This window comes from Aquimarina sp. EL_43, assembly GCF_943422735.1.
Classification (GTDB): Bacteria; Bacteroidota; Bacteroidia; order Flavobacteriales; family Flavobacteriaceae; genus Aquimarina; species Aquimarina megaterium.
In genome coordinates, this window is record NZ_CALSBR010000001.1 from 4752409 (window position 1) to 4769522 (window position 17114).

The following is a 17114-nucleotide window of genomic DNA, read 5'->3' on the forward strand; positions in this document are numbered from 1 at the left end:
ATAATTAAGCTGAAATTATTTCAATTTCCTTTTGAATAATAGTTTTTACTTTACTTTCATTAGATTCACTTTCTTTTAATCTTCGATTCACCAATTTAATTCTAATTCTTTCTAGTTTTATTGTGTCCAAATCAGGAATTAAAATTGAATTTGTGAAAGCTAAAATATTTTCGATATCTATATCATTACGAAGCATTTCATCTAATGTATTGAATTCCTCATCTGTAATATTATCGTTATAAGGAATTGATAATTCCTTGAATTCATTTGGTGTTAATTCAAGAACTCCACCTCCATAAAACCTTCCCTCTAATTCTGCTAAAACAAATGTCAAAGAGTTATAAAATGAAAATACTAAATTTCGAATATTATACTGATTTTTAGTTATTATTCTATAAAAGGAATCCGTAGCAAGACTATTAGCTTCATTAACAAATATCTTTGGATATTTATGACACCTTTTAACAAAAAGCCCCTCAGATACCCAAGTACTTGGAACATGATACCAATTATCTCTTAAAGTCATTTTATATCTTTTATGTAGCTCACCAGAATTGTCTTCTTTTTTCTCCTCTCCTTTATTTAAATAATTAATTATTTTTTGATTTAATTCAGTTTTTGGCAGATTTGGAAAAAGTAAAAAGTTTACTTTAACGTCATTAGCTTTTAAAAGATTGAAATCTAAATTTGTGAAATTAGCAACATTTGGAACCAAAGCTCCTTTTGGTAGAATTGGTTTTATTACACTTCTAAATCTTGTTAATTCATTTTGTTTTAATTCTTTATCTGTAAGAATAAAATAATCATTTGCTGCAGAAACAATTCCAACTTGCGCTTTATCACAATAACCACTAATTGAACTATATTCACTTCTTTTCTCATCAATAAAATCTAACTCCTCATCTGTTAGAATATAATTTGTCCATTTATCAAGTGTCGTTCTATGAATATTATTATGCTTTTCTGTGAATCTTGGTTCATTCAAATCTTCTAACTCATCAACTTGATAAAAGGAAAAACCATGTTCATTGATATTTTCAATCCCTTTAACTCCAATTAATACTATAACATCTTGCTGTATCCCTTCAAAAATTAATTCATTAAAAGCAAACACTTCTACTCTGTCAAACTCATCAATGATTAAAGCTCTTAATTCTTTTGCATATTTAACCTGTAAAACTTCTGATGGAATTACAAAGCAAAGTATACCATTTTGCTTTAAACTCATGATCGCAGCTTCTACAAAAGCAATCCAAATATTATTAATTTTTCCATTGGAAGTAATCAGCTTATTTGAATCTTTAAATGTTTCGTGAACTTCATCACAACTTTTTAGTTGTAACTTTTGAAGATTCTTTCTCTTTATATAAGGAGGATTCCCTATAATTAGGGAATATTTTTTATTATTATCTAAATGATATTTTAAATAATCTTGATGATAAATACCTTTTTTTATCTTATTTGAACTTGGAATTAATGCTTTTGCGTTATTTAATTCTTTTTTATCTATATCAAATAAATCAATAGAAATACTATCTGTAGTATTTAAATCCAAAGAATCAAACAATGAGGATATGAATTGTCCATCACCACAACTTGGCTCTAAAATTGAAATATCATTGACTCTCAAATATTTTTGCACAATATGTCTAGCCAAAAACCTTGAAAGAGTTGTTGGAGTGTAGTATGATCCTGTTTCTTTTTTGTTTAGCACCTATTTATTTCTCTTTATTTCTCTAGGTTCATATCTAGAAATTTTTTTGTCTTCGTTTAACAGATTACTTATTTCAATGATTTTTTTATTTACTGCAACTAATAATTCAGCTGTCTTAGGATTATCCTTTTTAGTTAAAAGCTGTTCACTAAGAGCTTTCATTCTATTTGCTTCATTTATATATGTTTCTCTGATGAAATTTTCTCTTCTTTCATTTATTAATTGTGGTCTATTCAAAAAAACCTTCTCTATAACATATTTAGAGGCTACATATTTTCCAGAAATTAACCCATTTTCTTCAATTTCAAAAAGGTCATTATAATCTATTTGATTAGGGTCAGGATATGAAATAACTGAATGATCATCACTTGGGTCGTTAGGCCAATCATTACTTTTAAACCTATTGCAAATTGCGCAAGCGTAGAACAAATTATTATAGTCCTTAATTAACTTAGCAAATTGCTTTAAAGATTTTGGTCTATAATGTTCAACATGAAAATGATCACTTCCTCCAATAGGATTTTCATGAATCGCACAATAAACGCATTTTTCCTTTGCTTCTCTCCTTAAATACGGCTTGTAATCACCATATTTTGATACTTTATCTGGAATTACCGAATCTTCTTTTGCTATAACAGTGTACTTCATCTATTCTTTCAAGTAATCTTCTATTTTATTTGATAAATCTTCTAATTCTTTAGTTTTCATCTCTAACTCTTCTATCCAGTCTTGTCTATCTTTAGAAATGAAGTTAGAAAGAGGTATTTGTAATTTAACTTGTAGAGCTTTTAGTTCATATTTTTCTTCCTCTGAGGCTTTGTTTAGGGCTATTAATTCGGATAACTCAGCTAACCTAAAGTATTCTTTATTGAAATTTTCAAAATAAGTTTGAGTTACTCTTACGAACTTTTTGAATTGTTGATTTGCACTGTCACTTTCTTTGAACTTATCTCTTTGGATAACACCTTCAAACTCTCCATCATTATCCACAAGTGCTGGATCATCAGCATGAGCTGAAACAACATAAATAGGTAGTTGCTTATTCGTATTTCTAACAACTTTTACAAGATCGTGTCCATCATAATTTGTAAAACCTCCACCATCTTTTTCAGCCTCTTTTAATCTTTCATCAACTATCAATATGATTACCTTATTATGAGAAATCCAATTTGGATAATCTGTTTTTTGTTCTAAAGGTTCAAAGTGATCTACATCCCATGCGATTCCTTCATTCTTAAGATATCTTTTGAATTGTTTAGCTAATCGCTTTCTTACATCCTTTCTATCGTCTATTACTGCTACTAACGCCATAATTTATTTTTTTGGTAGCCAAATTGTAAATCTTGCTCCTTTTAATTTTTTATCATTCTCAACTTCTCTACTGCCATCTAAGTCATCAATTATTGATTGTACAATTGTGAGTCCTAAACCAGTTCCGATTTCATTTCCTTTACTATCAGTTTTTGTTGTATGAAGAGCTTCCCAAATAATCTCTCTAAAATCTTCATGAACTCCATTTCCTGAGTCAGAAACTACTATCTCAAATCCATCTTGTTTGCCTTTTAAAACATTTTTTAATTCAACTTTTATTTCTCTTTTTTGATCATTATGCAAACAAGCTGAATAAGAGTTAGTCAATAGATTAATTATTATTGTTTCAATATCCATTGGAAATGTTTTGGCTGACACATCTTCCATATCAGTTGAAACTTTAATCCCTCTTGCTTTAAATGCAGTATTCATTTCATCAATTGTATTATTCAAAAGGGCTTTAATATCTGTTTGCTTTCTCTTTCGCTTATCTCTTTTTATTCTTGTTAAAGCGAAGGAGCCCCATTTTGATACATGTGTCGAATAATGTTTAGCGCTTTCAAGTTCCTCAAGTGCTTCATCTAAATTCGGAGGCACTTCATTTAGCGATTCAATAGCTTCCTCATTTGCCATTTTGAATTGAGAAATTGACATTTGAGTTTCATGCCCAAAAACAGCTGATGCAATGCCAATCGTAGCTAGACCTCCTAAAGTTCTATTTTTGTTTAAAATTTCTTCAATAGTTTTTTCCGTAGATTCCGTTTTAACAAGCACAGCATCAACTGATTTTGAAGCATCCAAAACATATATATGGTTGTTTTCTTCAGCTTTTTTACTTAATTCAGAAAGTTCTTCTTTTAATTTTGAAAGCTCTTCTTTGTAATCGTCTAATATTTTTTTGTAAGATTTCCTTGGAGTTTTCTGATTGCCTTTATCAATTTCTTTATGAATATTATGTCTATGTAATTCTAATAGTCTAACTCCACATAGAACAAGCGCTCTGAGATCAAAATATGCTTCATTATGAACTAATCCTTCTCTTGCTGCGCTATCTTCTAATTTTTGATTTTCATCTCTATTAATATATATGGCACCAAGCATTTGGTTATTTTTCACCATCCAGTCTTGTCTACCAATTCCGGCTGGGTTTTGTGCCTGACGACCACCTAAGTTAAGCCAGTCTTCTCCATCTTTACCAGAAAAGCCATATGGCTTAACACTTACATTATCTCTATATATTTTAACTCCACCATTATATTCTAAATATTCACGCAATTGTTTTAAAGTAAATCCAGTTCCTTTAACTAATCCAGATTCACGTGGATAAAACATAAGATCAAACATTACAGGTCCACAAGTAGGTTTTTTATCACTAATATCGAAACTTTTAAAGTCATTAAGATATCCACCTTGTTCTGTTTTTTTATTTGTTTTTTGTGATAGTAATTTCCAAGGGATTTTTTTCTCTTTCTTCGGATCACCAAACCCATATTTATCACTTATGAAATAAGATATTTCGTCACCTTCACCATCATAATAGACATTTAATTTTACTTCAGGTTCTAAATGCTCTTTTGGCTTAACTTCTCCTTTGTATTCTGTCTTGATATTTGTATTTATCGTAACTAAGAAATCTTTGATTACTTTAAAAGGAGATGTCAAAATTGACAGTTCCTCATATAATCTTTTGAAGTCAGAGTCGCTCCAATTATTTCTTAAATTTCTTATTATAATTTCTGTTCCAGTTTTGCTTTCTTCAGGTAAATTAACCTCAGGTGATTCAATTTTATTAAATGGAATTAATAATAAATCTACTCCTTGTTTATTAAAATCATCCCAATTGATTTCCAATCCAAAAACATCTGCTTCTTCTGATTTTGTTATCAAATTAATTGTTGATCCAAGTCTATCCGCTGATAGTCTACCAATACCTTTTTCACCTGTTTTTCTTCTATTTTTTTTTGTCTTTTTATTAATTCTTTTAGTTGAAAAACCAATTCTTAACCAGTTATTTATAACTTCATCTTCAGTCATTCCGCTTCCAGAATCAGCAATTCTAATATAACTGGCATCTCCGTCTACGATAATGTCTATATCAACTTTTTCAGCATCAGCATCGTAACCATTTTTAACAAGTTCAATAATCGCAGTTGTATGATCTTTAATGCTATCCCTACCTAAATGTGCAATAGTACCCGCGTCAGTTCTAAATCGTAGGTGTTTATTATCATAACTTATGAAGTCAGAAGTTAGTTCTAAAAATTGTTGAAAATCAACTTCTTCTGCTTTTAGTACTGCTTCTAGTTCTTTTTTTATTTTATCTTCTGTCTTCATGATTTGAACTTTGATTTTGAAACAATAAGTTCTTTAACATCAACATCTAATATTTCAGCAACTTGATTTAATACCTCCAAACTAGGTTGCGTTCTATTTTGAACATAAGAATTAACCATATTATAGCTTTTACCTAGTTTTTCTGATAACCAGGTTTGTTTAATGCCTTTATCTTCTAGAACTTCTTTTATACGGTTCATTTGAATTTACTTTACATCATAAATGTAAAATAATATCTTGATTAATGAGATATTTATAGAGACTTAAATTGTATAATTATCAACATTGAGAAATTAAGCCATTCCATACACATTCCCCTACTCTCCTATCCCTTCGACAAGCTCAGGGGCCACGTCGCTACGGGCAAAGCGTATTCCATTACATTTTTAAAGAAACTTTTGAGAAGAAAAAAATCAAAAAAAGATATTGCTTGTAACAGCTTTTTACCCAAGCAAAGTTACATAACGCAGAACATTATAGTACAAATGTATTTATTGAAGCAAATTGGCTTTTACATAATTGCTGACGATATAGAACACCTGGTGGTGTCGCTATATCTGCAATTATGTAAAAGCCAATTTGCTCAACGTTAAGTTTCATTAGTAGCTATAATGTAATACTATGTAAAATATCCCACAGTGATTGTAGTTTCATAGTGATCGTAGCTACTGGGGTCATTAAATTACAGTTCTAGAGCTTTAGCTGTATAACGCTAGTAATTATGTAAAAAGTAATTTGCGCAAATGCGTTATCCAACTGTAGCTATAATGACACCATAAAAACAGAACTTTACTTTTTGTACACTTGAGTATAGGGTACAAATATTTTTAAACCATAGTAATTTATTTTGTCTCTTACACTTTCCTGCTTCACTCCTACGCGTCGAATAAAAAAGCGTTCTATTAATTTAGAATAAGAACATTTAGGGAAAAAAATCAAGGGGAATTCTTAAACAAGCCCCCATTTTATAAAGTTGTAACTCTCTAAACTTACGTTTATGTATGCTCATTTTTAATTAAATGAGCATTTTTTAAAATTCACCCTTATTGGGTGAATTCTAAACTATTTACTTAAAATATTTTTACACCTTCATAAACGACAAAAAAACACAATGAAATTATTAAAAACTATTAAGAGCCTACTTGGTAAGTGATCAAGAAATAGTAAATATGCGTTTTGTATTTATAGAAGAATTTACTAGAGGAAGAGGTGATAATCAAAATAGAGAGCTTATCGAAATTTGCTAACAATGAAAAATCCGCATATTATATAAAAGCAGAAGTAGATGTTAAAAGTGCTGCTTTAGATCCATCTGATAAAAAACAAATACGATTAATTTAACTTAAAAAAACATAGAATTAAGAAAATGAAAAATACTATTTATACACTACTACTACTACTTGTATTTACACAACAGTTAGTTGCTCAAAGTTTTCAAACAGGAAAATATTACACTTCAAGTCAAGCTATTAGCGCTATCAACCTCGTTCTTAGAGATGATAATACTATTAAAGCAGACTTTCAAACAAACAGAGGTAACTATAACTATATTTTTAATCCATTGGCTAAAAATAAAGGGAGCTATGAATCAACAAAAGGAGGGTTTATTCTAACAAGTAAAAAAGACGTCTTAACGCTTTTAGAGCTTGATAAAAATAACTTAATTAATTATACTGTTGCTCTTGCTACTTCAAAAAAAGAGTTACAAGAAGCAAAGAAAAAATTAGGGATAAAAAGCAATGTCTTTTCTCAATTAAATAATACCAAACAAAAATCTAAACCTAAAGAATATTTTTTAAGACACCCAACTTCAGAATTTCATAAAAATAATGTAGGGAAAATAGTATTTTTTTCTGAAGAACCTGTCATTGGAAAAGAAGATAAGGGGTTAATTAAAAACTCTTTTAAAGTAGGAGAAGAAATTTGGGCTGTAGCTTATTTGCCAAGCACTTTCAATTCTAATGAATACTTTAAAAGACTAACAAATTCTTTTTACGATGCCTACGGAAAAACACATTATTGGATTACTGTTGGTGTTGATAAAAATGATAAAGACAGGTTGCCAAAAGAAAATGAGATAGTAAACCAATGTACTGTAAAAACAATATATAAAGATGATTTAGAAAAAAACTATGTCGTATTTCAATTAATTCCAGCCTCCTTAGAATCTACGGTTAAAGATAAAGGTGTAAGTGATTTTTTACTTAAACGAATGGGCGAACGTTTACAAAGTAAAAAACATCGTATTAGAGTTTCATTAACAGATGGTGAAATGAAACAAAATCAAGAAATTATTTCAGGGTATTTTAATTATGACGCTACATCTGGAACTGAAAGTTTATTGGCGCTGTCTAAAGCCAAAGCAAATAAAGTTTTAGAAGAAAAGAAATTGCCTTCTGCTGTACGTAAAGATACAAATATTGAAAATGAAATGTTAATGCAAGTTAAACTATGGGGGTCAAAGAACAATTGGTCCGATGTTGATTTTAGACGTGCAATAATCACTTTAGATTGGACAATATTAAAAGATAAATACGGAAACATTGAAGGTAAATATATTGAAGGTGATGTTTTATACAAGAGCGATGAAGGCTGCGGTTATAGAAACTTTGGTTTTATAAGAAAATACCAAGGAGGAGGTCGTTATAATTCTTCTATTAGACAACATACTGTTGGAGCTACTGCCCCATTAACTTGCAAAAAAATAAATTAAAACAAATTTCAATAACTCAAAAAATAAATTTAATTATGAAACTAAACCACTACGGACTCAAAAGTCTATAGTGGTTTAGTTTTTTCTATGAAAAAATTGATCCTTATAGGTTGCCAAAGTTAAATTTTGATACTTACAAGTCTCAAATATTTGTGATAGCATCAGAGCAACAAAGCTCACGAATCTTCGGATTACAATTGATAACATTTAGATATATAATCCCATTCCATACACATTTTGCCTCCACGCCTCTACCCTTTCAGCAAAAAGAGTATTCCATTACCTTTTTTAAAGGAACTTTTAGCTCAGAAGGTTTACATTGTTTTAGAGGACTTCGTGAATCTTCGATTTCGTTAGAAAACTTTTAAAATAAACTGTAGAAGTAATAAACTTTGCTTTTCCCAAAGCAAAGTGACCCTTCGGCAAGCTCAGGGTAATACATAACGCAAGTACATTATAGTACAAATATAATATATGAGTAAAACGGCGAATACCGCGTATTTGATATAATATATACTCTGCAATCAAATTAAATAGCTCTTCAATCATCGTTTTATTGAACTTTCGTTTAGGCTGAATTGAAACTAAGGATAAAATTGAACAGTTCCAAAAAATGAACTTTTTTTTGGAACTGTTCTTAACGGTTTTATATGTGTCTGGTCATACCAATTTTGATTATATTTAAAAGATGAATCCACTATTGCAATATATACTATTACAACGCGCCAAAAGAAGGTTGAAATCCAAAAGTGGTGATCAGGCAATTCTCAAACGGCATATTGTGAATGAGTTAAGGAAGGGCCATGTAGAATTCGTTCATTCAGTCAAAGAAATGGTGTTTATTTCGATGGGTGTGCTTTCGGCAGGCTTTGGACTTAATGGTTTCCTACTTCCCAATCAGTTCATTGATGGCGGTGCTACTGGTGTTTGCCTCTTACTCCAAGTGTTCTCTAATATTTCATTAGGACTATTACTTATTATTGTCAATCTTCCATTTGTCATATTAGGGGCAAGGACGATAGGTAATTTTTTTGCAATTAAGAGTATTGTGGCCATCGCGACTTTGGCCATCGTTGTTCATTTTGTGCCGTACCCAATAATAACTGAAGACAAATTGCTGATTGCTTTTTTTGGAGGTTTTTTTTTAGGTTTGGGAATAGGGATGACTATGCGAGGAGGAGGTGTTATTGATGGTACTGAGGTTCTGGCAATTTATTTAAGTAGAAAATGGCATATGACAGTAGGAGATATCATACTGTTGATCAATATCATCATATTTTCAATAGGAGCATATCTACTGTCAATGGAGACGGCACTGTACGCAATTCTTACCTATCTGGTGGCTGCTAAAACCGTGAATTATATAGTTGATGGTGTTGAAGAATATATTGGAGTTACCATTATTTCAAAAAAAAACGAAGAGATACGATTAATGTTAACTAATGAGATGGGAAAAGCATGTACTATATATCATGGAAAACACGGATATGATAAATTAAATGAGGAACGCGCTAATTTTGAAATTGTATATACTGTATTAACTCGGCTAGAAATAGCAAAACTAACTACAGAAATTGATAAAATAGACAGAAATGCCTTTGTTGTAATGGATCTGGTCAAGGATATTAAAGGAGGCATGATAAAGAGAAAACCTTTAAAATGAGATTGGTTTGAATTCGTATCTTTTTTAGTATCGTACAGATATTTTTATATACCATTTTTCGGACCTGGTTCAATATCGATCATTGTTTTTTGAGTTAATTGAGAACCATCTTCATTTTTCTAAAGTCTATTCAGACGTTTCAATAGTTCTTTTTTATGAGTTCTTGATAAAGGTGTTTTTTGGTTGTTTGTCATTAAAATCAATCCGTCATCATCTCTTAATACTTGAAGAATATGATCGACATTTACCTGGATTGAAGAAACACTACCTTTATTTGATTTGAGTACTATGAGAAAAGAGCAATAATATTTAGATCTCTTTGTTTGAACTGAATGTATAATATTCCCATTACACACACATTCCCCTACTCTCCTGCCCATTCGACAAGCTCAGGGTAATACATAACGCAAGTACATTACCTTAGTACTAAACATCTAAAATGCGGTAAAAGCGATAATTGTGCTAATAATTCCATTTTAATTTTTACTACCTATTGCCGATAAATATTCGGTAATAGGTATATCTAATGATAAACCTAAAAATCCATTGTCACCAAATTTTTTACCATCAATAATTGGAAAACCTATTGTAATTGAAACATCTAAAGTATTATAAAGCCTTAGTCCAGTACCTACTCCAACATGAGGAAAATCAAAATTTTCATTAGTTGTTAAGTCTGCAATTTTATATAACAAACCAGATCCATATGCGATTAAATACCATTGATTTACAAATGGGTTTAACTCATTAGACTTGTCCTCATATGCAATTGAAGACTTAGCCAAATAATCATATCCTTTATTTTTAAATCCAAGAAGCTTTTTCTTGTAACCAATTTTTTCAGAGGCAAAACCAATCGAGTTGAGTGTCTGACTTTGATTGTTCTCCGTATAATTATAATCAGATAAAAATAGATTTTGGCTAAAGCCTATTGAAAAATATAATGTGTTTTTACCATAAGAACTCTCCTTATTGTAGTTTTCAATAAATGTATTTAAAAAAGATAAAACATCTATTTCTATCAATTGTTCTTCATTGTTAATGATCGTGTATTTATCAATTCCATTAATTATTTTTTCGTATATGTTTTTAAACTTTGATAGATTCTGGTATTTGATTTTTTCTTCACTCTCCAGTTTAGAATCAATTGTATTTACAAAAAAATTATGAGACTCATCTAAGAGTTGTAGGATATAACTAAATGTATTTGCTTTATCTAGTTCATTTATCTTGGATATGAAACCGAAAAACGAAATCACGTCTTCGTTTATTTCAAGATCCTCAAGTTCTGGTGGAATAAGAAAATAATTCATTATTGGAATTATACCATTAATTGCTTTAATAAAAGCATCAATTGTTTCATCATTTTTAGTATCAGCAATAAGGATTTTGGCTTGGATTAATTCTGGTAATACTTGATTTTCAAAATATAAAACATCATCTATTGTAAAATTATCTTTCTCCGAAAGCTTCCTTGTACGGATATACAAATTGCTAAAAAATTCAGCTTTATCTTTAATGAAAATACTATCCTTTAAATTAAAATTTTTACTTACCAAGTTATTGGAAATATTCTTTAATAAACCTTTTAAAAATCCAATATTTGACTTTGTATTATTAAATAAAGATTTGCTATTTGTTTTTAGTAGAGACTCAAACTCTTCTAGATTTGTCAATTTTTTTAATCTCTCAGTTACTGCATTGAACCGATAATCATCAAATGTACTATCTAACTCATTTTTAAGTAATTTCGATTTATTGATCAAACTATCTTTGAGAATTTCAATTCTTTCGGTTGAATTATCAGAAACTTCAATATTAGATATGAAATTTTTCCAATTATCTTCTGTTTCCCTCAATTTTTGCAAAATCCTCGTTGCTTTATCATATTGTTTATTAATATCGACTTTATGTGAGTTTATATTTCTAATAATGGCCAATCTTTCCCTTACTAGGTCTCTAGCATTTATTAAAGAAGAATTTTCTTGAACAATTGATCCTGCTTCACTTTTTATCTTTTTTAATATGAACCTTGCCTCTTCTAATTTGTTGGCTATATTAACAAACTCTTTCTTATAGTTTTCTAAGTTCAGCTTTCGGCTTGTAAGTACACTCAGATTAAAGTTAACATTTTCTTCTGAGGTAACATTCTTTAGATTTATATCTCCTAATTTCTCACCATTTTTTTTAAATGAATTTAATTTATCAATTCCTCGGTTGTAATCTTTAACCAAATCATGATATTTGTTAAGTTCAAAGCCAATACTAAATATTCCTAATAATTCATTATCCCCATTTTCGGTGGCATAATTTTTAAAAATCTCTGGATCAAAATTTGTTTTGTGTATATCATCGAGATATTGTTTCCGTATATTCTTAAGCTTATTATAATCTTTTGAAACTAATATCTCTTTAATATAATTGTAACTATTTAAATAGGCATTAATTATATCGTTAATTTCTAATCCTAAACTATTAAATATTCTCTCATTTACTTCTTGGTTCTTTATTTTATTCACCGAATTTTGATTCTTATTGCTTTCATTTTCCTTACTTTTATTCGCATCACTCTCATTACTTACATTTTCTTTAATTCCAAGCGAATTAAAAAGTCTAGAATACGTAAAATTTATTTTGGAATCAAAATCAAAAAATCCTTTTTCTTTGAGTAATTTATTATGGCTTAGCTGTGTACCAACTATATCAATTAATAGTTGATCTTTTTGATTTAGTGTTAATAAGGTATCTTTTTTATCTATTTTTATGACCAACTTAAGAGAATCATAATATTTAGTAATTTCATTAATTAAAGTAGAATCTTTAGATCTTAAATCGCTCTTTTTCCCTTTGTAATAAACCTCTTTATAAAGTTTTGTGAACCCAATGACCAATGCATAATTTGTTGCTAACTCTAAAAGCTCTTTTTCAATAATGTCTTGATTCTTTTCATCAACTAGAGTGTTAATAGTATTTTGAATAAACAATTTGGTTGTATAGTTATTTTCCGGGAACTTTGAAAATACGTAACGTTTCAATCCTTCACGCTTCAATTCATTTTGTTTTTTAACAATAATTTTTCTCAAGGCATCGATATCAATCGTCCCTTTGCCAAAGGTTAGACTTTCTAACCCTACCGATAAAGTAGGGTCATAATTTTCTTGTGCTAGGCAATTCTCATTTAAAATTAGCAGCAAGTACAGAAAAAGGGCTAAGCAAAATCTAAAAAGTATCATAATCTATGAGTTTTGATCGGTTAACAATTAAAATTAATAACAAGTACATTAGCAAAACATAACCCTCTAGGCCAAGGCATCTGCCCTATTTGTTTCATTTTTATCATGATTATAGTTTTTAAAAACAGAAAATATTTTTTTGGAGTAAAGTATAAAATACTCAATTTATTCATCCAAATTATGGGCTACTAGGAATACTACCAATACCGGATATAGGGTATTTTTGTTTAATTTGTACGTAGAAAAAACTATAGATACTTATACAAAATCAATTTCCATGTGCAATCTGTTGTTCCTTCGAGGAATAAGCATTCTATTACATTTGCAAGGAAATTTTTAGAATAAAAAAGTTTGCTTCAAAACATTACCCATTTCTTTTCCACGAATCTTTAATTACTTTCAAAAACTGACTAATACCCGTTGTACCTCCTGAAAGTAATGCAGCTGTAAATAAAAGGTCACAAAAATATAAGAGTTTTGTGCTTATATTACTTTCTATCGAACTCATTGAAATAAAAGGAGTCAGGGTTTTAATACCCGTTACAGCTAAAATTAAACCAATACTAAAAGCTACCATTCTTACATAGGTTGTTCTTTCAGAATTAACCGTTGTCATTATTTCTTCTGCTCTTTTGATAGAACCTTCTGAATTAGCTAATTCTGAATTTAATCTTGTTATGTTAGCTGCCCTTGCGCCCGTGTCAGCTGTTAATTGTTCCTGAAGGATATCTCTTCTTATTATTCTTCGTCTTTCTCTAAAAAAAGATAAAGTCGTTTCAGTTTCCTTCCTTATTTCTTGTGAATCGTTGTTTTCAGCGAAAAACACTGTAATGAATTGATCCAAAAGAGCACCAACAAGCAATAATCCTACCGCTAATTCTCCTAAAATTTTTTCAGGATTGTTTTTCCATTCAAAATCTTTTATGTGATTCTCATCATAGTTCAAAAAAAAGATTAATATAACCACTACTAACATTAACAAAACCCACCAATACTTTTTTAATACGCTTATCATAACTTTTATTTTTAATAAAATTCTCTTTAAAAACTAATTCTTTTTCTTCAAAAAAGGAAACTACATTTATTTAACAGTTTACCCCTTAATATTCCCTAAGGAAATAGTTTTACAAAGTTGATTAATTACTTGTATACCGGTCAAAAGGAAAACCATGGAAAATGAAAGGAGGGATTTTCCCCTAAATCGGAAGATAAACCTTATATTTCTGGTTATTAGTTTTTTAAATGAATTTTTAAAGATAGGTTTGAGAATTATTAATAATTAAAACTTTTAATCATGGGAACAAATTCAATTGACTCAAAACCTATTTTAATAACAGAAGCAGAAGCGTTTTTAGATAAGTATAACACACTAAATAGTAATATTACAAAAACGCCAAAGATCAAATCACCTGAAGTGGATGAATTAATAAAAAATAAATCCAATGCATTTGCTTTTAAGGCTGAACATATCCAAAGTTTAATAGGAAAAGGAAAAGCAGATTATATAGTAGTTATTCTTGGTGCACATAATGTAGATATTCCAGAGCATAAATTAAAGGCGGGGTCTTTCACTGTTATGGCCTTAGGATATACTAAAGATGAAAATTACCTAGGAGATGAAATTAAACTGAATATAATAAAAAAGAAACCAGTAGCATATCAATATCCTCCAAAGGCAGCGATTACAGGAACTCCAAAAATTAAAGTAGGAAAGGATGGAGAAAGAATGAGCATCGAACCTACATTAAAAGAGGACCAATTAATTTTCGAAAAAAATACTGGAAATTTATTTATGAAATAACTTTTAATTATTCAACAACTAATAAGTCAAATAGCTATTTGGAGTGTATTTCTCCCTGCATTAATCGGTTTGTTTTTTTATCGAAAGCTTAGTGCAGATAGCAAGTGGATTGCACTGATAGTATTTTTAGCGTGCGTACCACACATTGTTACATATGTAGAAAGCTATTTTGAAATTAAAAAAGAAACTCCTGTTCGATATGTATTTTTTAATATATATATGATACAGGAACTTCTTTTTTTAGCAATATTCTTCAATCAGTTTTTCCCTTCAGGAGTTAAGAAAACTATATTTAGAACATCAGTAGTACTATGCTTTTTGTTAGGAGTTATGCTAATTATCAAAAATGGATTTACCAACTTCCAGACTATTTGGTTGTGTTTTAACAATATTGCTTACACTATGTGGTCCTTATTGCTGTTATATAAACTATATGAAAGAGACGATACGGTATTTAACACTTCCTATTCGTTGTTATTCTATATTTTTGGTCTCTTTTTTTACACAAGTTGTACAATATTAGTATTTGGGTTATGGGATTATATTAGAAGTCATGAAAATTCATATTTAAAAAATCTTAATGCCATACATTCTATATATAATGTGGTAATGTATGTATCGTTTTCTATCGGTTTTATTATAGAAGTAAAACTATTTCGACCAAAAAAATCTTAATCTAAGAATATACCTTATGGTAAATAAAATAGACGAAGACATTTTAATTTCTGTGATAGCAGGATCAATACTACTCTCTGTATTATGTATTTTTATAGTGGTTTTTACCATGCTATATTTTAAAAAAAGAAAGCAAAATAAGCAGGAAAGGGAACAATTAGCTTCAGAATTTGCTGCTACATTACTTCAATCCCAATTAGAAATCAAAGAGCAAACACTTCAGAACATAGGACGGGAGCTTCATGATAATCTTGGGCATACAGCTAGTCTAATAAAAATATACTTAAATACAATAAAATTTGATGATATAGTAAGTGCTGAAAAAAGAATTTCCGATTCTAAAGAATTATTGAAACAGCTCATAAAAGACTTAAAACTGTTATCATTAGACCTAAACGGAGATAGAGTGATTCAGCAAGGACTATGTGTTGCAATTGCTAATGATTTAGATAAATTAAACAAAATAACTACGCTTACGACTAACTTAAAAATAACAGGTAAGGAATTCGTACTGCCATCTGAATCTGTTATTATTTTGTATCGTATGTCTCAGGAGATTATGAACAATATCATCAAGCATAGTGAAGCTACTGAAGTTATTGTGGAGTTTAAATTTTTAGAAAATTTACTTACCTTAGTATTTCACGATAATGGTGTGGGGTTCAGTTTTGATGAAAAATTAAATAAATGGGGGAATGGCTTACTTAATTTGCGAAATAGAGCAAAGATAATTAATGCTGCTTTCAATGTAGAGAGTTCAGAAAAAGGAACAACAGTTATCATTGAAATAACGAACTAAATGACATTTTTTTCAACAGTAAAATTGGGGGTTGTTGATGATCATAATCTATTTCGAAAAGGACTAATTAGTCTTATTTACATGCTATCTATGGAGTGTAAAATCCTTTTTGAAGCGTCTAATGGTAAGGAACTACAATCTTGTATTAATCCTGAAAACCTTCCAGATATAGTACTATTGGATGTTAATATGCCAGAAATGGATGGTTTTGAAACCGTTATATGGCTACGCAAAGAATATCCAAGTATACATATTCTGGTAATCAGTATGATAGGAAAAGAAGAAACCATAGTTCGCATGCTAAAATTAGGAGTAAAAGGGTATTTGAGTAAGGATGTAGAGCCCAAAGAATTAGAGGAAGCTATTAGATCAGTTATTAATAAAGGGTTTTACTATACGGATTTTATTACAGGGAAATTGGTGCATTCGTTTCAGAATGGTGTAAATGAATTCGAAAGCACTTATAGATTTCACGAATTAAAGGAACGAGAGCGAGATTTTATTAAACTGGCTTGCAGTGAAATGACCTATCATGAAATTGCAGATAAAATGTTCGTTAGTCCAAAAACAGTAGACGGGTATCGTAATACACTTTTTGAAAAATTGAATGTTAAAAATAGAGTTGGTCTAGCGTTGCATGCTGTTAAAGAAGGTTGGGTGAAACTTTAACCTTATTTTCCCATTCCACACCCCCCTACTCTCCTATCCTTTCCACAAGCTCAGGGACTACGTCGTTTCGAGCAATAAGTATTACATTTTTTAAGAAAATTGGGTTAAAGAACTTCGCTTTTACTAAAGCGAAGTGGCCCATCGGCAAGCTCAGGGTAATACATAACGCAAGTACATTATAGTGTAAATGTATTTATGGAAG

Annotated in this window: 12 protein-coding genes; 5 read left to right on the forward strand and 7 right to left on the reverse strand. The window is 29.8% G+C overall.

Going from position 1 to position 17114, the window contains the following annotated elements; genetic code table 11:
* Window positions 1-4 precede the first annotated feature (4 nt).
* The 5 genes from NNL09_RS20445 to NNL09_RS20465 are packed head-to-tail and all read right to left on the reverse strand — an operon-like array spanning window position 5 to window position 5559.
* Window positions 5-1714 (reverse strand): Eco57I restriction-modification methylase domain-containing protein, encoded by a 1710-nt coding sequence (locus tag NNL09_RS20445; protein ID WP_196910106.1) that lies wholly within the window; start codon window positions 1712-1714, stop codon window positions 5-7.
* Window positions 1715-2362: an HNH endonuclease gene (locus tag NNL09_RS20450; RefSeq protein WP_196910105.1), complete on the reverse strand. Its 648-nt coding sequence runs from the start codon at window positions 2360-2362 to the stop codon at window positions 1715-1717.
* The gene (locus tag NNL09_RS20455) at window positions 2363-3025 is read right to left on the reverse strand and encodes a hypothetical protein (RefSeq protein ID WP_196910104.1); all 663 of its coding nucleotides are present in this window, start codon (window positions 3023-3025) and stop codon (window positions 2363-2365) included. It lies immediately after the preceding gene.
* 3 nt (window positions 3026-3028) lie between these two features.
* Entirely contained in the window at window positions 3029-5359 is a 2331-nt protein-coding gene (locus NNL09_RS20460; protein WP_196910103.1) for an ATP-binding protein, read from the reverse strand.
* A complete protein-coding gene (locus NNL09_RS20465; RefSeq protein ID WP_196910102.1) occupies window positions 5356-5559 on the reverse strand; it encodes a helix-turn-helix domain-containing protein in 204 nt (67 codons plus the stop codon). The genes NNL09_RS20460 and NNL09_RS20465 overlap by 4 nt, the downstream gene beginning before the upstream one ends.
* Window positions 5560-6725: 1166 nt before the next feature.
* Between NNL09_RS20465 and NNL09_RS20470 the strand changes: the two genes are divergently transcribed.
* Complete coding sequence (locus NNL09_RS20470) at window positions 6726-8072, forward strand: hypothetical protein (RefSeq protein ID WP_196910101.1); 1347 nt, start codon at window positions 6726-6728, stop codon at window positions 8070-8072.
* Window positions 8073-8760: 688 nt separating this feature from the next.
* The gene (locus NNL09_RS20475; protein ID WP_196910100.1) at window positions 8761-9735 is read left to right on the forward strand and encodes a YitT family protein; all 975 of its coding nucleotides are present in this window, start codon (window positions 8761-8763) and stop codon (window positions 9733-9735) included.
* A 476-nt stretch (window positions 9736-10211) separates the two neighbouring features.
* Here NNL09_RS20475 and NNL09_RS20480 read toward each other — a convergent pair whose 3' ends face one another.
* Both NNL09_RS20480 and NNL09_RS20485 read right to left on the reverse strand, forming a co-directional pair.
* Window positions 10212-12968, reverse strand: coding sequence for a hypothetical protein (locus tag NNL09_RS20480; RefSeq protein WP_196910099.1), 2757 nt, complete (start codon window positions 12966-12968; stop codon window positions 10212-10214).
* A gap of 364 nt (window positions 12969-13332) precedes the next feature.
* Entirely contained in the window at window positions 13333-13983 is a 651-nt protein-coding gene (locus NNL09_RS20485) for a hypothetical protein (RefSeq protein WP_196910098.1), read from the reverse strand.
* A gap of 279 nt (window positions 13984-14262) precedes the next feature.
* On the opposite strand from NNL09_RS20485, the gene NNL09_RS20490 reads away from it, so the two are divergent.
* The 3 genes from NNL09_RS20490 (at window position 14263) to NNL09_RS20500 (ending at window position 16912) form a co-directional block, all read left to right on the forward strand.
* Window positions 14263-14769, forward strand: a complete 507-nt coding sequence (locus NNL09_RS20490; protein WP_196910097.1) for a hypothetical protein — start codon at window positions 14263-14265, stop codon at window positions 14767-14769.
* Between the two features lie 691 nt (window positions 14770-15460).
* Window positions 15461-16243 carry a sensor histidine kinase gene (locus NNL09_RS20495; protein WP_196910096.1) on the forward strand — a complete coding sequence of 261 codons (783 nt, stop codon included), beginning with the start codon at window positions 15461-15463 and terminating at the stop codon, window positions 16241-16243.
* The gene (locus tag NNL09_RS20500) at window positions 16244-16912 is read left to right on the forward strand and encodes a response regulator transcription factor (protein ID WP_196910095.1); all 669 of its coding nucleotides are present in this window, start codon (window positions 16244-16246) and stop codon (window positions 16910-16912) included.
* Window positions 16913-17114 lie beyond the last annotated feature (202 nt).